Source organism: Halobacillus faecis, from assembly GCF_007991335.1.
Taxonomy (GTDB): Bacteria; Bacillota; Bacilli; order Bacillales; family Halobacillaceae; genus Halobacillus; species Halobacillus faecis.
The window spans coordinates 144,961-166,969 of the sequence record NZ_BJYD01000024.1; the positions used below are offsets into that span (position 1 = coordinate 144,961).

Below are 22,009 nucleotides of genomic sequence, written 5' to 3' on the forward strand. Positions count from 1 at the left end.
AAACCAATGACCCATTTCAACAAATTGGAAAAGGTAACCAGTTAAAATATTTATAAAAAAATAAAGGTAGAAAGCCCTATACCCATCAGGTGCTTTCTACCTTTATCCTAGTTATTTTTTTAGATTTCAAGTGTCCAACATAATCAGGGAGCAAGCTTTTCTATCACTGGTAAAAAGTATGGTCAATCTTCCATGCGTAAGGTGCAGGGATAGGGACCGTTCCTCCTACGATATGGTACTCCTCTCTATGATCGAACAACCGTATATTTTTGCTTGTTATGATCTCTTGATTCTCCTGGGTAATCATAACAGGGCTTTCCGATTGAACGGCAAGAGGAGCTGCTGCCATAGCATCCGGGAAGTTACGACCAGTCACAAAATAAATGGTTCTCGCCTCTTCATTTCCAAAGATGCGGTGCATTTCATAATTCGTTGCGTAACGATCTTTTCCTGCAATTCTTAGAGGGTTCGGGTCCGGGAGCTCCTTTTCCACTTCTTCAGAAACAGGCACGGATCCTCCTACAATATAATTCTTCGTTATATTTTCAGCTTTCATATAATCACTCACAACACCCGGGATGCGATCATGGCGCACATAAAGGACAGGGTATCCATTCATCGCGCTGTATCCGGAAGCAGAGAGAGCATCAGGGAATTCTTGTCCAGAAACAATGAACGCTTTATTGGTATCAAATGGAATCAATTGATTGACAGCCACAGCTGTCTGGTACCGATCTTCCCCGAATATACGGTGAGTGTTGTATCCATTAGATGCCAAAGAAGATTGCACGTCTTTCGACAAAGCGTTGGTCCCTCCAATAAGAAGCACATCAGACGCATCCAATCTTTCTAGTTCTTTTAATATCGAAGGTGATATTTCCTGCTTCAGTTCAAGCAGAACTGGACTGTTCAAATAAGAAGCGAGCGGAGACGCGGCTAAGCTGTCAGGGAAATCCTTGGCTGTGGCCAGGATAACAAACTTCCCTTTGACTTCTTTTCCATTAATGGTAAGCTCCTTCTCCTCCAAACCTGTCCACCCTTCTTGAGAAACTTCCACAGAAGTTTCAACGGAAGTCGAACCTGATATTCGTTGGTACTGTTTCACATTACTCAAGGTATCGCCTGCATGAATCATTCCATTCCCTAACAGAAACTCGCCACTAAGCTTTGTCGATGAGGCTTGTATTAATTTGCCCACTTGTTTTCCTGTTAGATAGGGAGAGTTTTCTATCAGCAAAGCGGCAAGTGAACTCACATGCCCTGTCGACATGCTCGTCCCATCCATAGCTTCGTATCCACTTTCTTTATATGTACTCCAGATCCCTTCCCCTGGTGTCACTACATCCACGCCTGAACCATAATTGGAGAAGGAGGCCTTGGATTGTGTCTCTGTATTAAAACTTCCAACAGCCAGCACACCTTCAAGAGCGGCAGGATACAAGGTCTCATTACGGTTATCATTTCCTGCAGCCCCCACAACGAGAACCCCCTGCTCCTGTGCATATTGAATAGCATCAGCTAAACCGAACTTATAGTTATATGTACCAAGGCTCAAATTGATAACATCTGCGTCTTGATCAACTGCATAAGTAATGCCATCAATAAGATCCGTCACATTCCCTTCATTTGCTTCCATAATCTTCACGGGTAGGATTTTCGTTTTGCCGCGGGATACGGAAGCGACGCCTTCTTCATTATTTGTCAGTGCACTGATCAAACCAGCCACATGGGTGCCATGTCCATAATGATCTTCAGGCGGCTGATCAGGATTTACGAAGTTTTTCCCTTCCAATAGTTGTCCCTTCAAGTCCGGGTGATTCAACTGAACCCCGGAATCAATAACGGCGACCACTGTATCTTCATCAAACTTTTCCTCTTGGAAAGTCTCCCATCCTTCTTGGGCATGGATGGCTTCAAGCGTAACTTCTTGTTTATCGTAATAGTTGTCGTTAGGATACTCTCCTTGTGAATAAACCTTCGTATCCATTTCTATGTATTCAATATCAGGGTCTTTCTTTAAAGCAGCCACTTTTTTCTGAACATCTTCTTTACGCGTGGAAATAATATCTACAGGAGAAGAAGATTTTTTAGATGCAGCTGTAATTTTGTCTTTATATTTCACAATGATTTTGACTTCATTTCCTTCTGCTTGTGCCACTTCCGTATACGAAAAAAAAATAGATCCTATAAGGATCATCAGGATAGCTGTGTACTGATAATGCTTCATGTTGTTTCTTCCCCTTTATTTTACTCTTGATCTTTCACTTCAAATTTAGCGATCTTTTTAAATTTATTCTTATATTCGGATACAGACTCCACTTCTATTACATAGGATCCTGGCGGCAGCGGGGAGAGCATAATTTTTTCTGTGTATGTTTCTCCAGGTTCGATGACTTTTTCAGTCACTTCCTGTGTAAACATTTTCCCTTTTGAATACGTGTCGATAAGCTGACCTTTACCGTCTCTTACATAGTATTCATATCGCTGCCCTGATCGAAAGGGTAAAGTGATTGGCCCATCCGTATCGTTATGGATGGCGTATTCAAAATGGTTGGATTGCATTTTCGCCCCTTTCCATTCAAGGGTTGCATGAACTTCTTTCTTATGATCATTGGATGCCGGGGTCTCACTCCCTGATGTTTCTGAACTGGTGCGCTGTTGGGGGTTGTTATAGGAGGCGTTTACCCACCAGACCGCCCCACCAAGTAATAGAATGAGAGATAGAACACTCCAGAATTTTGCCAAGTCTTTTCCTCCTCTCATTTTCTTACAGTTTACACGCAATTCCATCATTTTTAAATATATGAAGCTACTTTTGTTACAAACTTCTCTATAAACGCTCTCCTATTAACGTTCGTTTTCATACGCTCATGGAAAGGCAGCCGTTTCACCCATTTTTTCACACATTAAATGACTAAAAACAGGTTGGAATTTTATGTATTTAGGGGAATATACTTTATAGGCTGACCCATTCCAATAGAAGAGAGGATGTATCGATGAAGAATCTTTTAAAGGTAGTTGTCACGATGTTCTTCCTTTCCAGTCTGTCTATGTTCCTTGATCCTTTCTATGTTTTAGCTGAAAAAGAACCTAAGAAAATTCAAAGCTTTCAACATGAGGAAGATCAATTCAGGTCACAGTTCAAGCCTAAAAAAGTTACGTCACAATCAAAGAAACCCATTCCTTTGGATCAGATTTATGATAGACAAATAATCATTAAAAAGAAAGATGCCGGGGTTACTCTAAAATTACATAAATATGAGGTTGTAGACAACGATGTTTTAGAGAAACTGGCCCCTGGAATGTGGATGACCGTTCGTATTCCTGAATCGCTCGATTATGAAGAAGAACTTATTACAATTGATGAGCTTCCTGGAGTTGAGTCTGCCTCTCCTGACCAAATCTATCAACCTAGTTACCTTCCAAGCGATCCTTATTATAGAAGTCAGCAGGATTACTTAAAAGAAATCGATATGGAAAGAGCGTGGGAAATTACTCAAGGAACCAGTCAGGTAAAAGTAGCTGTCATTGATTCAGGTGTCACTCCTTCCCACGAAGATTTGACTTCTCGTTTAACAGATGGTTTTGACGGCATCTTGTCAGGGCCTGTACGGTCTGACGAAGTGGGGCATGGGACTCACGTAACAGGAATTATTGCTGCCAATGCGAACACCAAAGGGGTGATCGGCGTTTCCCCTAAGGTCAAGGTGGAGCCGATTAAAGTCGGTACACCGGATGGCTTGTCTACCACCGCCATTATAAGAGGCGTGCAGTATGCCATCGATAGAAACGTTGATGTTATAAACATGAGCTTTGGTGGCTATACACCCGATCCTCTTCTACAGGATGTTCTTTGGCAGGCCTATCAAGAGGGAATCGTGCTTGTCGCAGCTTCCGGAAATGATGATACGTCCGCTTTCTCCTTCCCTGCCGGTTACCCTTGGGTCATTGCCGTAGGAGCAACCGATACCACAAGAAGTTCAACAACGGCAGCCGGATTCAGTAATTATGGGCTCCATATCGATGTAGCCGCCCCGGGAGTGGGGATCGTGAGTACTGACCGTTTCGGGAGTTATGGAAGTGGGGACGGGACCTCCTTCTCTGCGCCGATTATCAGTGGTCTTGCCGCATTACTCAAATCGAAACACCCAGGTTGGAACCCGGATCAAGTTGAATTTGCCCTTCAAAATGGTGCGGAACAGCTCTATGGGCAGGAATCCCACCCCTACGTTGGCTTTGGTCAGGTCAATGGCTATCAGTCCCTTACTACCACACTTTCCGATATGGGTCCTGATACTTCTACATGGTCGGTGGATGGAGCGAAGAAAATCTCGGCCGGAACCTATAACGAGAAGTTCAATTTCCCAAATGACAATGATTTGTATGCATTTACGATGAAATATCCAGGAGAGCTTTCCATCAATCTTTCTCATCGCGCGAAACATATGGACCCTGTCATGAATGTCTATCAAGAAGTGGATGGTGTCATTTATGAACTTTATTCCATAGACAGCCGTTATGAAGGCGAACCAGAAACATTGTCTTTTTATGCTGACAGAGGTAGGTATTATATTGGTGTGAGAGATTATTATGCAAACTGGTCGAGAACAGCCTATGAACTGGAAGTGAAACAAAAGCTGGACCAGCCTGCTAGAATATACGGGAAAAACCGCTACGAAACAGCAGTTGAAATATCCAGAGAAAGCTTTAGGAATGGAACAAATACCATTGTACTTGCGCAAGGTCAAGACTTCCCTGATGCCCTCTCAGGAGCTCCTCTCGCCTATGAACTGGATGCACCAATATTATTGACACGTTCGAAAACCCTTAGTGAGGAAACGAAAAACGAGATTGAAAGACTTGGAGCAAACGAAGCTTATATTCTTGGAGGAAACGGTGCGATCGATGCAGATGTGGAAATGGAATTGAAACAGATGGGGCTGGAGGTGAAAAGGATATCAGGAGAAAATCGTTACCAAACCTCAGCCGAAATAGCTAAAGAGCTCCTCAGCCTTCAGGGTCGTTCTTCTTTTGATAAGGCTCTCGTTTCATACGGGCACAACTTCCCCGATGCCCTGGCTTCAGCTCCTTATGCTGCACAAGAGGGGTATCCAATCTTACTAACAAGACCACAGGCCTTACCAGAAGAAATCCGCCCGATTGCAAGTGGTGTAAATCAAGCGTTTGTTGTCGGGGGAGAAAGTGTAGTCAGCGATCAAATTCTTACGGATTTGCCAAACGGCGTCCGTTTCTCCGGAAGCAACCGTTATGCAACGGCTGTCGAGATCATGGAGGGGTTGGACATGAATACGGATGAGGTTTTTGTCGTTACTGGGCAATCCTTTGCCGATGCCTTAACGGGATCTGTCCTTGCAGCCAGTCGTCAGCAACCTATTCTCCTTGTCCGCACTAATCAAATCCCTGGAGAGATGGAAGCCTTTATTGACCGCCATCAGCCACAAGCCTATACCATCCTCGGCGGGTTTGGAGCGATCAATGAAGAAGTCGGGGCCCATTTATTACAATTGTCTTTGGAGTAAGTCTCAAGAGATTCCTTCTTTCCATGTGGTGCAGAGGGATGAACATAGGTTTTAACAAAAAGAAGCCTCCACTTTTATAAAAGTGGAGGCTTCTTACATGGACCATTACTTTTGTTTAAGTTCTTCTTCTACTTCCTCACTAACAGCTCCCGTACCACCAAGTACATGGAAGTTGTTGAGACCCATGTCCTCAATGACTTTTTGCGTAGCTTGAGGCAGTTGGTCTTCTTTTACAAGAAGCATCGATGCATCGTGCTTCGACGCCAGAACAGATCCTGCAAGTGCATCAGCAAAATTTATACCTGTTGCAACAAAAGCATTTTCTTCACTTGCCATTAGATCTTTAGCGATAACAGCCGCTGTTTCGTAACGCGTCTCGCCTTTATACCTTGTTGGAGCCGGCAACATGGATTCTACTTTTTCAGAAACGGCATTTGTACCACCGACAATGATACTCTGGTCAAATCCACCAAGAGCGGTCTTTGTAATTCCAGGTAGTTTATCCGTTTGGGAAAGAAGAATCGGGTAACCCTCTTTAGCCGCATAAGAAGCTACAGCCAAGGCATCTGGATAATTGCGTCCGTCTGCAACAATGACGTTATCCGGATTGCCGCCTAGACGTGCCGCGATACTTGCAGCTGTGGCATATCGGTTCTTACCGGAAATACGTTCCACATTCAGGTTCAAACCTTCTAGTTGATATTTCACATAGGAAGAAATGGCTCCTGTTCCACCTAATACGATCGCATTCGTCGCACCAAGACGTTCAATTTCTTCTTTCACTCTTGCATCAAGCTTGTTCGATTTTGTCAAAAGAATCGGAGCATCTTCTTTATAAGCTAAAGGCGCACCAGCCAGGGCATCCGCAAACTGATCTCCTCTTGCAATAACCACGGTATCGGCCTGCTCCCAGCCTTTCTTAGAGATTTCAATCGCTGTTTCATAACGGTCTTGTCCTTGAATGCGTTCTACATCATTCATTTGTTCTGCTACTTGATCAATAATACGTCCTTCCACTTCTGGAGAAACGGTTCCCTGCTCCTCTAAGTACTCATTGAAGACCTCATAGTCAACAAAGAAAAGTTCTTTCATCTTTCCATTAGCTTTCGCTTCAGCAAAGGATTCATAACCATCTCCGCCATCCGCAATGAATGCGTTCGTTGCAACAGTGTAAGTGCCGTTCATATCCAGAGCCTTATAACCATCGTCCGTTTTAGTCTGTACTTCCACAATACGGTCGCCTGCAGGCTGGTTACGATCAAACGTGTACTTCAAACCGGAGACCTGAGCAAAACGTCCGCCCATGTTTTCTAAATCGCTCACTCCATTTTCGAGTGAAGCCATTAGCTGCTCACCCGTCAATTCAAGAGTGACAAGCTGGTTTCCAAAAGGCATGGTTGTCAAAACTTCACCCATTGTAATGTCACCTTCACTGATGGATGCACGAATACCTCCACCATTCTGGATCGCAATCGTTGTTTCAGGAACTGCTTTCTGAGCTTTAGCAAGCATAGAGTCCGTAATTAAGTTTCCAAGGTTTGTTTCACCTTGACGAACATCACTACGCTCTCCATTTAATGCAACAGTAGTTTCACCGACCACTTCATTCTTAAGTTCTTCCAGAGGCTTTTGAAACTCTTCAAGTAATGCTTGAGCTTCTGCATTCGGCTGTACATCCGCTTCTTCAATATCAATCAGTTTTCCGTCCCATTCTTGAAGGACACCTTGATCATCAAAAGACACTTGTAGGTCACCTAAGTATTCATTGTATTCTCCTGCTTGTACAACGAGGGTAGGTTCGTCACCTTCGCCATCATTTAGAACCTCTGTTTCTTCCACTGTAGTGTGACTGTGAGCGCCTACAACGACATCAATTCCTTCGACCGACTCAGCTAGTGTACGATCGTAAGTGACACCGATATGAGTAAGAGCAACAATCTTGTTAACGCCTTCTCCTTCAAGCATCGTTACTGTATCTTCCGCTTTTTTCAAGTAATCTTGGAATTCAATGTCTTCTCCTGGATTTGATAGAAAAGCTGTTTCTTCTGTCGTTAGTCCGAATACTCCAATCTTCTCTCCATCCACCTCTATAATAGAAGCTGGATAGATGTTCCCGCCTTCACCCGGCTTACCAATTTCATTTTTGAACATGTCTTTTAGACTAACGTCTTTGCTATAGTCAATGTTTGCACTGACAATTGGGAACTCTGCTTCATCAATAAACTTAGCTAGAGGTTCTGTACCATCATCAAATTCGTGATTTCCTGGAACCATAGCATCATATTCCATCATGTTCATGAATTGAAGATCAGCAAGACCTTTAAATTCATTATAGAAAAGCGTACCTGAAAAGACATCGCCAGCATCCAGCAATACTGAATTTTCACGCTCAGCACGAAGTTGCTCCACTAAAGAAACCTTCTTTGGTACGTTTTCCAAATGAGCGTGTGTATCGTTGCTGTGCATGATTGTCAGATCAAAATCTCCTTCAGCTGCTTTGACTTCCCCGGAAGGGAAAGCCAAAGTACCAAGAGCAATCGCCCCTGATGCAGCTACAGTTGCAAGTGGTTTTACCATTTTCATAAAAATACATCCTTTCAAAGTTTCACAGTTTTTTATTTGTCATCCAGTTCGTTCTTCACTTCATCGCTTACGGCATTTGTTCCACCAAGAACATGGTATTGTGTGTAATCCTTCTCCTGGATCAGTGCTTCAATCTCATCCGGAAGGTCATCCGGCTTAACGAGAAGCATTGGGGCTTTCAATTTCGCTGCAAGCACGGATCCTGTTAAAGCATCTGCAAAATCCCGGCCCGTCGCAACCAGAGCAGTGTTCGTATCGCCGACTAATTCCTCTGCAATTTCTGCAGACGTTCCGTAACGATCAGACCCTTTGTAGCGGGTTGGGTTAGGGAGGTTTTTCATTACTTTTTCACTGACCGCATTCGTCCCACCAAGAACAATCGTTTCACCAATGTCAGACAAGGCCAGTTTCGTTTCTGAAGGCAGCTTTTTCGTGTTCGTCAATAGAACAGGATAGCCATGCTCCGCTGCATAGGAAGCACCGGACAACGCATCTGGATAGTTTCTTCCGTCCGCAATGATTGCTTTTTCTGGTGATCCATCCAAGCGGGCAGCAATGTTGGCCGCTGTTTCATAACGGTCCTCTCCTGATATACGTTCAACAGACAAGCCTTCTCCTTCTAATTGGTAACTGACATAATCAGAAATGGCTCCATCTCCACCCAGGATGACGGCATGCTTCGCTCCTAATCTTTCGATTTCAGCTTTCACCTCGGATCGTAGTGTGCTGGTTTTCGTTAATAGAATCGGTGCATCGAGTTTATAAGCAAGCGGGGCCCCAGCCAAAGCATCCGGGAAGGAGTCTCCTCTGGCAATAACCACGGTGTCGGCCTGATCCCAGCCTTTCTTAGAAACCTCGATGGCTGTTTCATAACGATTGACTCCTGAAATACGTTCCACATCTGTTCCAAATTCAATTTGAGCAAGCATTGGGTCATGGTCACTTGCACGTCCATCCGCTTCCGAGAAGTCAGCATTGATGTTGACACTATCAATCTTCGTTTGTTCAGCCAGAGAGTTATTGACCAAAATGTGATCAAGAACCTGAGAATTCCCTTGATAGTTGTAGGAATAACGCTCTTCCAGCGGAAGTTCTTCCGTCATGTTTGTCAGAACGTCCCCTTTTAATGTTTCAAGAGGTTCAGAGAATTCAAAGTCATTCAAATCTCCCAATACAACGACGTTCGCCCCATCCACTTTTTCTTCGTATTCATCAACAAAATCATTAAGGACCTGGGCTTGTTTCAGACGCTGGACCTGACTTCCCAGTTCAATTGGATAACTGGCACCAAAGAGGGCATCATCTCCACCTTTGGAATTGAAGTGGTTGGTCACAACAAGGACTTTTTGTCCTTTGAATTCGAATTCTGCAGCTAATGATTTACGAGAATCATCGAAGGCTTCATTCGTTGGATCGATACGACCTGGGTTAAGGTTAAGCCCTTCCGCTGAAACCTCTACACCCGTGGTGGCATCCCCACTCGGCTTATCGACCATGGACACACGGTCAGGGTTGTAGATAAACCCGACGCGAATGTTTCCTCCGGGCTGACCGCCATCCGTTTTATCCAAAGGAGCAATTTCTGCAAACTCATAAGTTGGTCCACCCTTTGCCTCAATCGCATCAATGAGCTTCTGATAAGACTGATCTGCCTTAACGGTACCATCGTCTGTCGGGCCATTATTGTCTTGAACCTCTACCAATCCGATGATATCCGGCTGCTTCAAGTTGTTCACCATAGAGTCAGCAATACGATTCACTTTGTCCATAGAAGTTTCTGCTGAAAAGTTTTCCATGTTATAAGTAGCTACATTCAACTTTCCTTCTTCAACGGCAAGGTCAGTCGTTTCCCTTTCCGTACCACCATCGATGATGGTAGGGAACTCTCCCGTCGTTCGGACCTTAAAGTTGCTATAGTCGTAACTGACGATACCCGTGACAGACCCATCAAGCTGATCCCCAACTTTGACATTGACGTCATAACCATCAACATCCAACAGCACACGCTCAGGGTTCGCGTCTTCCTCCGTCAACAACAGGCCGCCGGCATCGGTCATGGCCTGATCTTCATTGGTATCTACATAGACAGCGACCTCATCATACTTCGGAGGAGAAGTGACGTGGGCATCTTTCAGCTCAATCCGCATGCCTTCAAGACTTTCATAGAAATCAAGACCGTCTGTTTCAGGATCAAAACTTTCCATTCCATCGTCCTCAATGTTCACTTTCGGCTGGATGCGATCCTCTCCGATGACGACCGTATCTGGTAAGGTGTTCTCAGATGATAGAATCGTAGAATCAGAAGCTGTGATTTGTGTGGTTAAAAGATCATCCGCATCATCGTATCCATCTTCACGCCACTCTTTAACTTCACCATTCACAGATACTTCATCCCTGACACTCACACCAGAGTTTCGATCATAAACATAGATCCCCTCTGATGTTGCAATATCATCATCAGGGTTTGTCCCTTGAATATAATAGCCATAAGTACCATCCAGAGCTGTGACAACCCCGGTGACATTTTCTACATTCATATCGACGTATGGCGATGTATGGGAAGATCCTTGGATATCATGAATTTCCAATGAATCAACAGCTTTCAGCACTTCATAGGAGTAAGTAAATACTTCGCTCGTTTCTCCGCCCTCTTTGACTACAACCGCTTTGATTGTCGTATCTTTATTGATAGTGATAGGAGAATCGTAAACTTGACTTTCACTTGTAGGTTCCGATCCATCCATTGTGTAATGAATGGTTGCATCCGGTTGAGCCGTGCTGAGCGTGACTTCGGACCCTTCTGGAATGTTCCCAGAGTCCTTAGAAGCTATAACTGAGAAAATCTCTTCAATCACATCACTCTGGATGCGAGGGATTAAACGATATTCATCAAAGCTATAGGTGACCACTCCGCGTAACAACTCATAGGTCTTCCCTACTTCGAAATCAACACTACCCTCGTTTGGAGAGATAAGAAATTCAGTACCACTTTCCTCAGCTAAATAATCACCACCGTCTCCTTCACCAACGATTTCCACATCGGTGAGTTCAACATACTCCCCTTCGAAATCTTCGCCTGATTCCTTACTGAAATCAGCTCCTTCTACTTGAAGAGCTGCGGGTACACCTTTATTTTCTTCTGTAATTTCAATGTTTTCTGTTTGTATTTGTTCTAGTCCATAGTAATCAGACAAAGCACCTTCTGCGGTCAACTCATCACCAATGATGACTTTTTGGGACGTACGAACGACAATGCCGCCTGTTTCATCCTGTATGTACACATTCGTTTTATCTCCAGCTACAAAGGTTGCTGTTGCAATCCCTTTAATTTTGACATCCGTACCTTTTTCGGAGCTTCTAGCATCAGCAATACTGGAAAGTTCAACGGGTTCGTCTGGTGCAGGTGGTTCTTCTTCAGAGCCTTCGCCTGGGAATTGACCAATATAGGAAAATTCATCTTTTCCATGTTGTTCAAAAGACACAGACGGGTCGAACGCATCATCAGGGCTCGTATCTCCATCGAGATGATCTGCTTTCCTTGTCAGCGTTACATCACTTCCGAAGTTGTCCGCTGACCCGATTTGACCAAGTGAATCGACAATAGAATCACCTTTCTTTAGTAAGATGACATCATTTCCATTGAAGTTCACAACACCGTTTCCTGTCCTGAGGTCTGCATCATCCAGCTCACTAGCTGTAGCACGCTGGTTGGCCAACACGAAAACATCACCATCTGCAAGCGTACCTTCTAAAGATAACGAAGCTGGACCAGAAGTGTTTCCGTTCGAGTACACTTCGAGAGTATATTGACTCAGATCTATATCTTCCCCAGTACCGTTATAGAGTTCCAGAGCTTTATTGTAAGAACTACCTTCTACATACTCTGTAACCAATAGCGAATCCGGCGACGTTGATTCTGCTTTAACCGGATGAGCAGGGACCGAGAACATCCCAAGCACCATTGAACTGACAACGACAGAGCTGACTCCACGTACAAAGTTTTTCTTTCTCAAAAGAGATAACCTCCCAATATTGTTTATAATTCTACAAAACTCCTCAACAACCTCCATTATATAGGAAATATTGTTTAATTTGTGTTAATTGTGTAAATCTTTGCTAAACAGTTTGAAATCGCTTACAATTATAGATTAATAAATAGCTGTTTTTTTTATCTCAAAAATGAAGAGTCTTCTCCTGCGTTCACCAAACTATTAAGTATAAACGTCCATAATAAAAAACCCCGATACCAATCAATGGTTTTCGGGGTTTTTCGTTTTATTTCTAACAGCAAAGTTGTGCTCCCATCTTCTTATAGTAAGACTTCCTACATACATCATGAGCACCATGAAAACATAGCCATCCATAGAATAAATAAATCGATCGATCAAATAGAAGATCAGAAGGAAGGCAGAGGCGATAAGCGTATCGATGATCACTTGATTTTTGAAAGAAATCGTGGATCACCACCCTTCATCGCTCAGGCCTGCGCCCATGTTGCAAGACGGTTTCAACGATAACATCGGAAGCTTCTTCTAATACCCTTCGATCAAAGGTCATATCCGGATGATGCAGACCCGGCTGAAGATCGCATCCGATAGCCAGCATCGTCGCTTTGAGCTCTGGCTTCATAATGGAATAGAAATGAAAGTCATCTCCCCCTGTCGTCTCGATCACAGGTTTTACATGGTCTTCGCCTTTCACTTCATTAATCGCACGTTCCACGTGCATGACAACTTCTTCGCTCATGACTGCTGCGGGGACATCCGAAGCGACCTTCACCTTTATCTCAGAACCATGTAATTTGGAAACACAATCAGCAATGGCTTCAACTTTCGACAATAGTTCTGTCATAGCTTCGTTCGTCCGGGCCCGTAGATCGATAGAAAAAGTGGCATTGCCGGGAATGATATTTGCACTGCTTCCTCCACTTTGAAAAGAAGTCATTTTTGCCGAATAAGGAATTTTGGGATCTAAATGAATGGAGTTCATCATCTGGACAACTTCCGCCCCCAGCTCGATCGCATTTTTGTTAAGATGCGGGCGTGCCCCGTGGGCATCTTCCCCCTTGATCTCCCCTTTCAAAAAACGGACCGCTCCATGCTGAATCCCTGGAGCGAATTCACCAGTACGAAGCTCCTGCACCGGTCTAAGGTGCAAACCATATAGGTATTCCACAGAATCGATGACACCTTCCTCCACCATCTTTAAGGCACCTTCAATCTTTTCTTCGGCCGGTTGGAAGATGAAGCGAATTGTCCCGTTCCATGAATCTTTTCGTTCCTCTAACTTGTAAAGAGCTTCAAGAACAATCGCCATATGGGCATCGTGACCGCAGGAATGATTCGCTCTAAACTCTCCATCCACTTCCTGCCATAGGGCATCTATATCAGCACGCACAGCGATCACGGGGGCGCCTTGACCAAGGTCCGCAACTAAACCTGTGCAATCATCAAATTGCCTGATTCGCGCATTCGTCTTTTCCAGCAATGATGCAATATATGCAGTTGTTTCCGTTTCCTTCCAGCTGATTTCTGGATGATCATGAAGGTGTTCAAAGATTTCATGTACCGTCGGTCGGACGTTTTTCTTCATAGACACACTCCTAAACAAAGTGGATATTTTATTAAACATTTCCCTATTTTTCAGTCTTTACCTCCCCCAGGTGAAATTAAATTAATGGAAAGTGGAAAAGCATCCACAAAATAAACCAGAGCAAAGGAATTCTCCCGCTCTGGTTTATTCATGGACAAACGTCGAATTTTTTGTACTTTCCTTACTTTTAGGATTCGCTTCAAGTAGCAGATCAACAAGGTGAACAGCAGACATGTTCTCTGACTCACCTTCTCGCTCAATACCGACTTTCATTTGAAGCAAACAACCCGGATTCGTGGTTATGACTGTGTCAGGATCTTTCGAGCAAACATCTTTCATTTTCACATCCAAAACATCCATCGATTCGTCATAATTCACCATGTTGTAAATGCCCGCAGAACCGCAGCAAAAATCAGGACGGTCCAGTTTTTTGAATGTCAATCCAGGGACCTTGTCCAACAGTTCCAACGGAGGCGAAGTCACCTTCTGCACATTGGTCATATGGCAGGATGGTTGGTAGGTAATCGTTTGATGAACGGGCTCTTGGAAATCCAAACCGTCCACCTCAACGAGCACTTCAGATATGTCCATGACTTTCTCTGTAAAGGCTGAAGCCCGGCTGTACCATTCTGTTCCTTCCTCAAATAGATGATGATATTCAATAAGACGAGCGCCACATCCACCGGCGTTGTTGATAATATAATCAACATCTTCCTCTTCAAAAGCCGTGATGTTCCGCCTGGCTAGTTCTTTCGACTCCTCTACTCTGCCTGAGTGAGCATGTAGCGCACCACAACAAGTCTGTTCTTCAGGGAGCACGACCTCCAGGCCACTTCTAAGCATCAGTTCAATCGTTTTCTCATTCGTTTCAAAAAAGACACCGTCCATGACACAACCGGTGAAAAAGGCAACCTTCCCTTTTGCCGGCCGCTTCCTTATGTAGCGCTTCACTCGCTGCTTCCGCTTCTTAGGTGATGGTTGTTCGGGAATCACTTTTTCGAACACGCCTAAATGAAGGGGAGCGGCCTCCATGACTTTCATCAAATTTGCCAAACGCTGAACCCCTGACTTTTGATAAAACCAGGTCGCTTCTCCTAATGTCTTCATCCATTTAGAAGAAGGGAAAAAGGTGCCGAAAAGAAACTCCTCTGTCTTCTTCTGCATCTTCCCTTTAGATCTGTTATCTTCAATGACTTTTTTCGCACTCTCCAGAATCTGTCCATACTGAACATTCGTGGGACAGACTGTTGTACAAGCCATACACCCGAGGCATTTTTCAATAGGATCTTCTAGGTCGTTAATGGAAGCTTTATTCTCTGCGACCATTTTCACAAGATTGATCCGACCTCTTGGAGAATGGGTCTCCCTCTCCATCGTTTCATATGTCGGGCAAGCAGGTAGGCAATAGCCACATTGGACACAGTCAAACGTTTTATCATAACTGAGTTTTTGCTGAAGCTCTAATAAATTACCCATGAGTCAGCACCAGCTTCTGGCCTTTTTCCGGAAAAATTTTGCCTGGGTTCATAATTCCGTTTGGATCCCAACTGTCTTTTATCCGTTTCATCATATCCAAGCCGGCAGCTCCAAGTTCGTATTCCATGAACGGAGCTTTCATCGTCCCGATGCCATGTTCACCTGAGAGCGTCCCTCCTAAATCAACGGCTGCTTCAAATATTTCCTTTACCGCTTGTTCGACACGCTCCATTTCTTCCCTATCCTTTTTGTCACAGAGGATATTCGGGTGAAGGTTCCCATCTCCGGCGTGACCGAATACAACGATAGCCAAATTGTATTTTTCTTTTATACGTTTCAGGCGGTCCATCATATCCGGGATCCTGCTTCTTGGGACGGTAGCATCTTCTGAGACTTTGGTAGGTTTGATTTTGGCAATGGCCGGGGACACTTGTTTCCGTGCAAACCAGATCGCTTCTGCTTCTTCCGGGGTTTCAGGAACGGTTATCCCGGTGGCTCCAATGGTTGTCATAATTTCATGCAGGGAATCCATTTCTACATTCAGTGTTTCCGGGTTTCCGTCCAGCTCAACAATGACGATCGCTTCAGCTTCCTGCGGGAGCCCTGAAGGACGAAAGTTTTCTACTGCAGCAATACAGGCCTGATCCATAATCTCCAGCTTGGAAGGTAAAATCCCTGTGGTCAGCGTACGCGAAATAGCAGCTCCGGCTGTACGTACATCAGCAAATTCCACCATCATTGTCTGTTTAGCCAGGGGTTTAGGGACAAGTTTTAAGGTGGCTTGAGTGATGATTCCCAAGGTTCCTTCTGACCCAACGATGAGTTTAGTCAAGTCAAAACCGGTGACATTTTTTATTGTTTGTCCTCCTGTACGAATCACTTCTCCTTCTGGGGTAACCAATTCCAACCCAAGCACGTAATCTTTCGTTACGCCGTATTTCAATCCTCTAGGACCGCCTGAATTTTCTGCCAGGTTGCCACCGATGGTTGCCACATGAGCACTGCTTGGATCTGGAGGATACATCAGCCCGTGCTTTTCAGCTTCTTCATTCACTCTTGCCGTTAGTACACTGGGGGAAACTGTCACCGTAAGGTCTTCCACGGCTACGTCCAGCTCTTCAGGCCACTGGGAAAGGTCAAGAACCACACCTCCATGAACAGGCAAAGGACCGCCACTTAAGCAAGTCCCTTGTCCTCTTGGATAAACTGGAATGTGGAAGTCGTTCGCTACCTTCACGACATGAACAACCTCTTCCTGATTCTTCGCTTGTACGACGATTTCAGGAAGATGCTCACCGAAAGAGGCGTCGAAGCTGTAACTGTAGCGTCCGGCCAAGTCAGTAATAAGCTGACGGCTGGGTATTTTCTCTGAGAGAACCTCCATCCACTTCTCCATGTTCCTTCCTCCTATATATTTCCGATGGAAACAAATTTGGCTTCTAAATATTCCTCGATTCCTTGGCGGCCACCTTCACGACCGGTGCCGCTTTCTTTCATTCCCCCGAATGGAGCCTGAGCAGTCGTTGGAATTGGATCATTAAGACCGATGATGCCGTATTCCAGTCCTTCCATTAGACGGTAAGAACGAGAAATGTCCCTGGTAAACGCATAGGCGGCAAGCCCGTATTCCGGATGATTCGCTCGCTCGATAGCTTCTTCTTCCGAGGAGAATGTATAAATAGGAGCTACGGGTCCGAAGGTCTCTTCTTTTGTGATGACCATTTCATCGGTTGCGTTCCCTAACACCGTTGGTTCAAAGAAACTGCCACCTTGCTCTCCAGCCCTACTCACGCGCTGGCCCCCGCATAGAACAACAGCTCCTTTTTCTGTAGCATCTTTGATTTGTTCTTCGACTTTCTCTACGGCACCTCCGTCGATGAGTGGACCGATTTCAACTCCATCGTCCAATCCGTTCCCAATAGAGAGTGCTTGTACTTTCTCAACAAAACGCTTGGAAAACTCTTCTGCGATCGTATCCTGTACATAAATACGGTTGGTACAAATGCACGTCTGCCCGGCATTGCGGAACTTACTACCTACAACACCTTCAACAGCGAGATCTATGTCAGCATCCTCAAATACTACAAAAGGTGCGTGACCGCCGAGTTCCATAGACACTTTTTTCACCGTATCAGCAGAATCGCGAATCAACTTTTTACCCACTTCGGTAGAGCCGGTAAACGTAATCTTTTTCACTTTCGAGCTTTTCGTCATTTCGCCTACAACACTTGAAGCTGAACCAATGACCAAGTTGGCGACTCCTTCAGGCAGCCCTGCGTCGTGGAAAGCTTCGAATACCTTGATTGCTGATAATGGCGTTGCTGAAGCTGGTTTGACGACGACCGGACAGCCGGCTGCGAGCGCCGGGGCGATTTTCCTTGTAATCATCGCAACCGGGAAATTCCAAGGCGTTACCGCTGCGGTTACCCCAACAGGTTCTTTGAAAACGTGCAGACGCTTGGATGGATGAGACGCTGGAATGGTCTCTCCATAGACACGTTTTGCTTCTTCGGCATACCAATAGAGGTAGTCAATAGCAAGATTCACTTCGCCTTTTGACTCGTTCAACGGTTTCCCCATTTCTTTCGTAACCGTTTCGGCAAGCTCATCTGCTTGCTCTTTAAGGATATCCGCGGCTTTAACAAGATAGGCCCCGCGCTCTTTAGCGGTCAACTTCTTCCATGCAGCAAAAGAACGGTCCGCAGCGTCAATGGCACGCGCAGAATCTTCAGCTCCCCCTTTTGCCACTTGTTGAATCACATCTCCCGTCGCAGGGTTCGTTACATCCAGCTGTTCACCTGACTGGCTTTTCGTCCATTGTCCATCGATATATAACATGAAAAGTCCCTCCTATTTATCCTTCAGCACTCGTTCAACAACGTTGATGACCCGGTCAATTTCTTCACGTTTGACAGTCGTCGGTGGAATGAATCGCAGCACATTCTTCTTCGTCCCACAACCTAATAGAATGATGCCTTCGTCCAATGCGACTGTTCTAATTTTAGAAAGCATATCAGGGTCAGGAGATCCATCTTCTTTTCGAAGTTCGATGGCAAGCATCAGTCCGACACCACGAACGTCACCGATTCCCTGGACCCGTTCTTTCAATTGGAAAAGGGCTTCCTTGAAATAAGCGCCTTGATTTTTTGCATTCGGCAAACCTTCTTTTTCTAAAATATCAATGGACGCGAGTGATGCTGCACAAGCGACAGGATTTCCACCATACGTCCCTCCGTGCGTACCTGCCGGCCACTGTTCCATGATCTTTTTCGGTGCCACGATGGCACTGAGTGGGAATCCGGCCGCAATCCCTTTGGCAAGCGTTAAGATATCTGGCTTCACACCAAAATGCTGATAGGCGAACATTTCCCCTGTACGGCCAAAGCCCGTTTGAATTTCATCAAAAATAAGAAGGATTCCATGCTCGTCACAAAGGGTACGAAGTTTTTCCAAGAAGCTTTTCGGTGGAACGATATATCCGCCTTCGCCTTGAACAGGCTCAAGAATGATGGCAGCAACACTTTCCGGATGAACTTGAAAATCAAACAGTTCTTGAAGTTGGGCGAGGCAGCGTTCAACTTCCGCCTCTTCTGACAGCCCTGTCTGGTAAGCATAAGGATAATCCGCATAGTAGACACTTGGAAGCAGGCCTTCATAATCCTTCCGGTACGCGGCATTCGAGGCTGTAATCGATGTCGCCGCAATCGTACGACCGTGGAATCCACGCTTAAAGGAAATCACGGCTGGACGCTTCGTTACTTTCTTAGCAAGTTTAATCGCGCCTTCATTTGCTTCTGCTCCGCTGTTACTGAAATACACCATCTGCTCGCCGCCGTTCAACTCGTTCAGCTTCTCCGCAAGCTTCACATACGATGGATAATAGACGACATTGTGCCCCCCATGGATCATCTCATCCAGCTGGGCTTTCGCTGCCTCCACGACTTTCGGGTGGTTATGACCGACATTGGTCACCGCCACACCACTGGCAAAATCTAAATATTTCGTTCCATCCTCACTGAATAGATAATGCCCTTCCGCTTTCACCATTCCTAAAGTCGTCGCCCGGGAAGCCGTCGGGGGTGTCACTTCACTCGCACGTTCATATAAGCTTTTTGTCATTTGTACCATTGTTTGTACCTCCTAGTTTTGAAAGATTTTCTCGGTTACTTGACGCGTCAGTTGGGGCAGCGTTGTGAACGTATAGGGTTTATACACACGCTCGGTATATTTGTGTGCGTCTTTTCCATAGACGCCCATGTTGATCGATGGGATATTCAGCTTACGAATCTCTTGGATTGGAACAGGATAAATTTCATGATACTCTGGAAAATTATCAATCAACGCTTGCACTTCTTCCTCTGAATCATGCAGTGATAGATAGCTGCTGTCCGATAAGAACGGGAAGAACTTCTTCACTGCAAAAGTTCCTTCCACTTGATCTTTATTCTGACTTGTTACTTCTTGAAGCACGTCAATGATTCTCTTTTCGCTCTCCACTTCTTCCCGCAAAAAGTTATGGGGACAGTAAGGCGGAGCAAAGAATATAACGACCTTAGGCTGCTTGTCAGGGTCCACACTCTGTAAGCTTTCTACGACATGGAAGGCGATCTCTCTTTTGTCCATTTCCTCCTGAGAGTATTCAAGCTCTTCAATGAAGGTTCTGACATCGATTCCCTCCGTTTCAAGGTGACGAACATACTCTTCATACGTATAAATGGAAACATCCCAGTGCAGTGATTCCTGGTCCGGGTAGTTCCCCGTCCTCAAAAACGTCCGGTACTGCTTCTCCATGTGTGCTTGTGTGGATGCACACGCTTCAGTCGTTTTGGAAACGAGCTTCTCCATGACTTCGTCTGGAGAAGATTCATAGATGAAATAATTGAAGTATAGCCGGCTGTTGAGAGGCGTCTGTACATTATAGAAATCTTTTTGATCCCGCTGTTGCAGACAGGTTGGCGGAAGCATGTGTTCTCCATTGATCCGCTCTGACAATTCCATGTTGTTGTTAATTCGTCGATTGATTTCTGCTGAAATCAAGGTGGGATCGACCCCGGTCAGCGTTTCCCCAACGTGCGCTTCTCTGCCGAAGATTGAAAAGCATGGAAGCAATTTCCCAATGGCTCCGGTGTAAATGTAGTAATTGGGATCCCCTGGATACAGCTCTGTAACAAAGTCATTGTTAATCGCCACTTTTAAATCCAACCCCCACTCCTTTTGAAGGCGTTGGAGCTCCTCTACAGAGTCAATCACTCCCGTGTGCTCGTTTTCCTCAATTGGGTTCAGCATAAGAAGGACATTTCCTTCCAACTCTTCTGACCGCTTAGAAAAATGGATGAGGTTCACTAAATGAACGGCGATCCCGCTTTTCATATCCACAGAACCCCGACCAAACATCCAATCCTCACTTCTTGCATGGCTGCGAATTTCAGGAGTCGGCCCATGTTTTGCAAAATGTTCTCTCAATTGATGCGGATGATAAGCAAGCCCCTTCAGTTTCCCAAAATCGTCGATGCCTACCGTGTCCATGTGGGAATGGTAGAGCACCGTGTCTGCATGTTTTTGATTTCGAATGATCGCATAGACATTTTTCCGACCTAGGAAGTCGTTCTTCAAAGGCTGTGTCCATACAGCTTCTGGATGGTCTTTAAAATAGGGGATCGTTCGGATAAACGCTTCTAAATATTCAGCAATTGTCACTTCCCCTGAGGTTCCGTTAATGCTCGGAATATGTACAAGAGCCTTCGTCAGGCGTTCAATCTTATCCTCATCCTTGAGGTCCCGGATCTCAGCGTAGAGAGTCTCCGGGCTCCTTGGTTGTAACGCATCTGCTTGAGATGATAGAGTCATACGAACGCTCCTTCCTTTAGTAATATTTAGCCAGATCCACGAGATTTCTCATTCGATGCGACTCGTTTCTGGTGAAATTCCGATAGTTTTCCAACAGGATCTCCATACACCTCGTCATGTAATGATCAGATTTCGCTGACATGTGAGGCGTCAACAACAAGTTGGGCAACCCCCAAAAAGCATGGTCACGAGGGAGTGGCTCTTCGACGAATACGTCCAGTACAGCGCCTTTGATTTTCTTCTCCTTCAAATGAACAGCAAGAGACTCTTCATCCACTACACCCCCACGCCCGAGATTCATGAATACGGCTTCCGAATGAAGGCGGCCAAGCACTTCATCTGAGAAAATGTTTTTCGTAGAGGGGGTGTAAGGGAGAACGGAGAGGACATAATCGTACTCTTCAAGACGTTCCAGACCCTCCGCCATCGTGTACACTCGTTCAAAAGGTTCCTTCACACTTCCCTTTGTATTAACACCGTCGATCCTCATCCCGAAAAATTGAGCCGCCTCACCAATTTCGCACCCAATCGTTCCAGTACCGAAGACCAGCACTTTGCGGTCGACCAGTTCCCCGACAAGAGTCTCCCTTTCCCAGACCCTGTTTTCTTTTAACTGCAGGAAGCGATGGAAATGCTTTTCAAAATGAAGCATGGCCCCAATTACATATTCCTTCATCGACCTACAGTGAACACCTCGGGCATTTGTAATCAATAGTTTCTTTTTTCTTAATTCATGAAAAGGAAGATCTTCTAAACCTGCACTTAACAACTGGATCCACTTCAATGATTCAAAATCGTGGATATTCTCTTTCGTCAAATCGTTACCAAACGTGATCAGAACATCCGTTTCTTTACGGACCTCTAAAGGTACTTCTTCGATGCAAGAATAAATGAAGACCTCTTCCTTATTCTCTCGTTGCCAGCTTTCCACATGTGTCTGCCTCCATTCATCCGACGTACTTACAATCATA

The 22,009-nt window shown here is 45.1% G+C and carries 12 protein-coding genes; 1 reads left to right on the top strand and 11 read right to left on the bottom strand.

Annotated features, from left to right (window positions below; translation table 11 throughout):
* Window positions 1–163: 163 nt before the first annotated feature.
* Together HFA01_RS13640 and HFA01_RS13645 are read right to left on the bottom strand one after the other, a co-directional pair.
* Window positions 164–2,227 (bottom strand): S8 family serine peptidase, encoded by a 2,064-nt coding sequence (locus tag HFA01_RS13640; protein WP_146817149.1) that lies wholly within the window; start codon window positions 2,225–2,227, stop codon window positions 164–166.
* A 20-nt stretch (window positions 2,228–2,247) separates the two neighbouring features.
* On the bottom strand, window positions 2,248–2,745 hold the full coding sequence (locus HFA01_RS13645) for a BsuPI-related putative proteinase inhibitor (protein WP_167506241.1): 498 nt from the start codon (window positions 2,743–2,745) through the stop codon (window positions 2,248–2,250).
* A gap of 251 nt (window positions 2,746–2,996) precedes the next feature.
* On the opposite strand from HFA01_RS13645, the gene HFA01_RS13650 reads away from it, so the two are divergent.
* On the top strand, window positions 2,997–5,540 hold the full coding sequence (locus HFA01_RS13650) for a cell wall-binding repeat-containing protein (RefSeq protein WP_146817153.1): 2,544 nt from the start codon (window positions 2,997–2,999) through the stop codon (window positions 5,538–5,540).
* Between the two features lie 105 nt (window positions 5,541–5,645).
* On the opposite strand, the gene HFA01_RS13655 is transcribed toward HFA01_RS13650, so the two are convergent.
* The 9 genes from HFA01_RS13655 to HFA01_RS13695 form a co-directional block, all read right to left on the bottom strand.
* Window positions 5,646–8,123 (bottom strand): cell wall-binding repeat-containing protein, encoded by a 2,478-nt coding sequence (locus HFA01_RS13655; protein WP_146817155.1) that lies wholly within the window; start codon window positions 8,121–8,123, stop codon window positions 5,646–5,648.
* 32 nt (window positions 8,124–8,155) lie between these two features.
* Window positions 8,156–12,136 carry a cell wall-binding repeat-containing protein gene (locus HFA01_RS13660; RefSeq protein WP_146817157.1) on the bottom strand — a complete coding sequence of 1,327 codons (3,981 nt, stop codon included), beginning with the start codon at window positions 12,134–12,136 and terminating at the stop codon, window positions 8,156–8,158.
* A 457-nt stretch (window positions 12,137–12,593) separates the two neighbouring features.
* Window positions 12,594–13,715, bottom strand: coding sequence for a M20 peptidase aminoacylase family protein (locus tag HFA01_RS13665; protein ID WP_146817159.1), 1,122 nt, complete (start codon window positions 13,713–13,715; stop codon window positions 12,594–12,596).
* 144 nt (window positions 13,716–13,859) lie between these two features.
* Entirely contained in the window at window positions 13,860–15,191 is a 1,332-nt protein-coding gene (locus tag HFA01_RS13670) for a (Fe-S)-binding protein (protein ID WP_146817161.1), read from the bottom strand.
* Window positions 15,184–16,587 (bottom strand): FAD-binding oxidoreductase, encoded by a 1,404-nt coding sequence (locus HFA01_RS13675; protein WP_146817163.1) that lies wholly within the window; start codon window positions 16,585–16,587, stop codon window positions 15,184–15,186. The genes HFA01_RS13670 and HFA01_RS13675 overlap by 8 nt, the downstream gene beginning before the upstream one ends.
* A gap of 11 nt (window positions 16,588–16,598) precedes the next feature.
* Window positions 16,599–18,029, bottom strand: coding sequence for an NAD-dependent succinate-semialdehyde dehydrogenase (locus tag HFA01_RS13680; protein ID WP_146817165.1), 1,431 nt, complete (start codon window positions 18,027–18,029; stop codon window positions 16,599–16,601).
* Between the two features lie 12 nt (window positions 18,030–18,041).
* The gene (locus HFA01_RS13685; RefSeq protein ID WP_146817167.1) at window positions 18,042–19,319 is read right to left on the bottom strand and encodes an aspartate aminotransferase family protein; all 1,278 of its coding nucleotides are present in this window, start codon (window positions 19,317–19,319) and stop codon (window positions 18,042–18,044) included.
* A gap of 12 nt (window positions 19,320–19,331) precedes the next feature.
* Window positions 19,332–21,038, bottom strand: coding sequence for a M20/M25/M40 family metallo-hydrolase (locus HFA01_RS13690; RefSeq protein WP_146817169.1), 1,707 nt, complete (start codon window positions 21,036–21,038; stop codon window positions 19,332–19,334).
* Window positions 21,039–21,054: 16 nt separating this feature from the next.
* The gene (locus HFA01_RS13695) at window positions 21,055–22,008 is read right to left on the bottom strand and encodes a D-2-hydroxyacid dehydrogenase (protein ID WP_146817171.1); all 954 of its coding nucleotides are present in this window, start codon (window positions 22,006–22,008) and stop codon (window positions 21,055–21,057) included.
* Between the last annotated feature and the right edge of the window lies 1 nt (window position 22,009).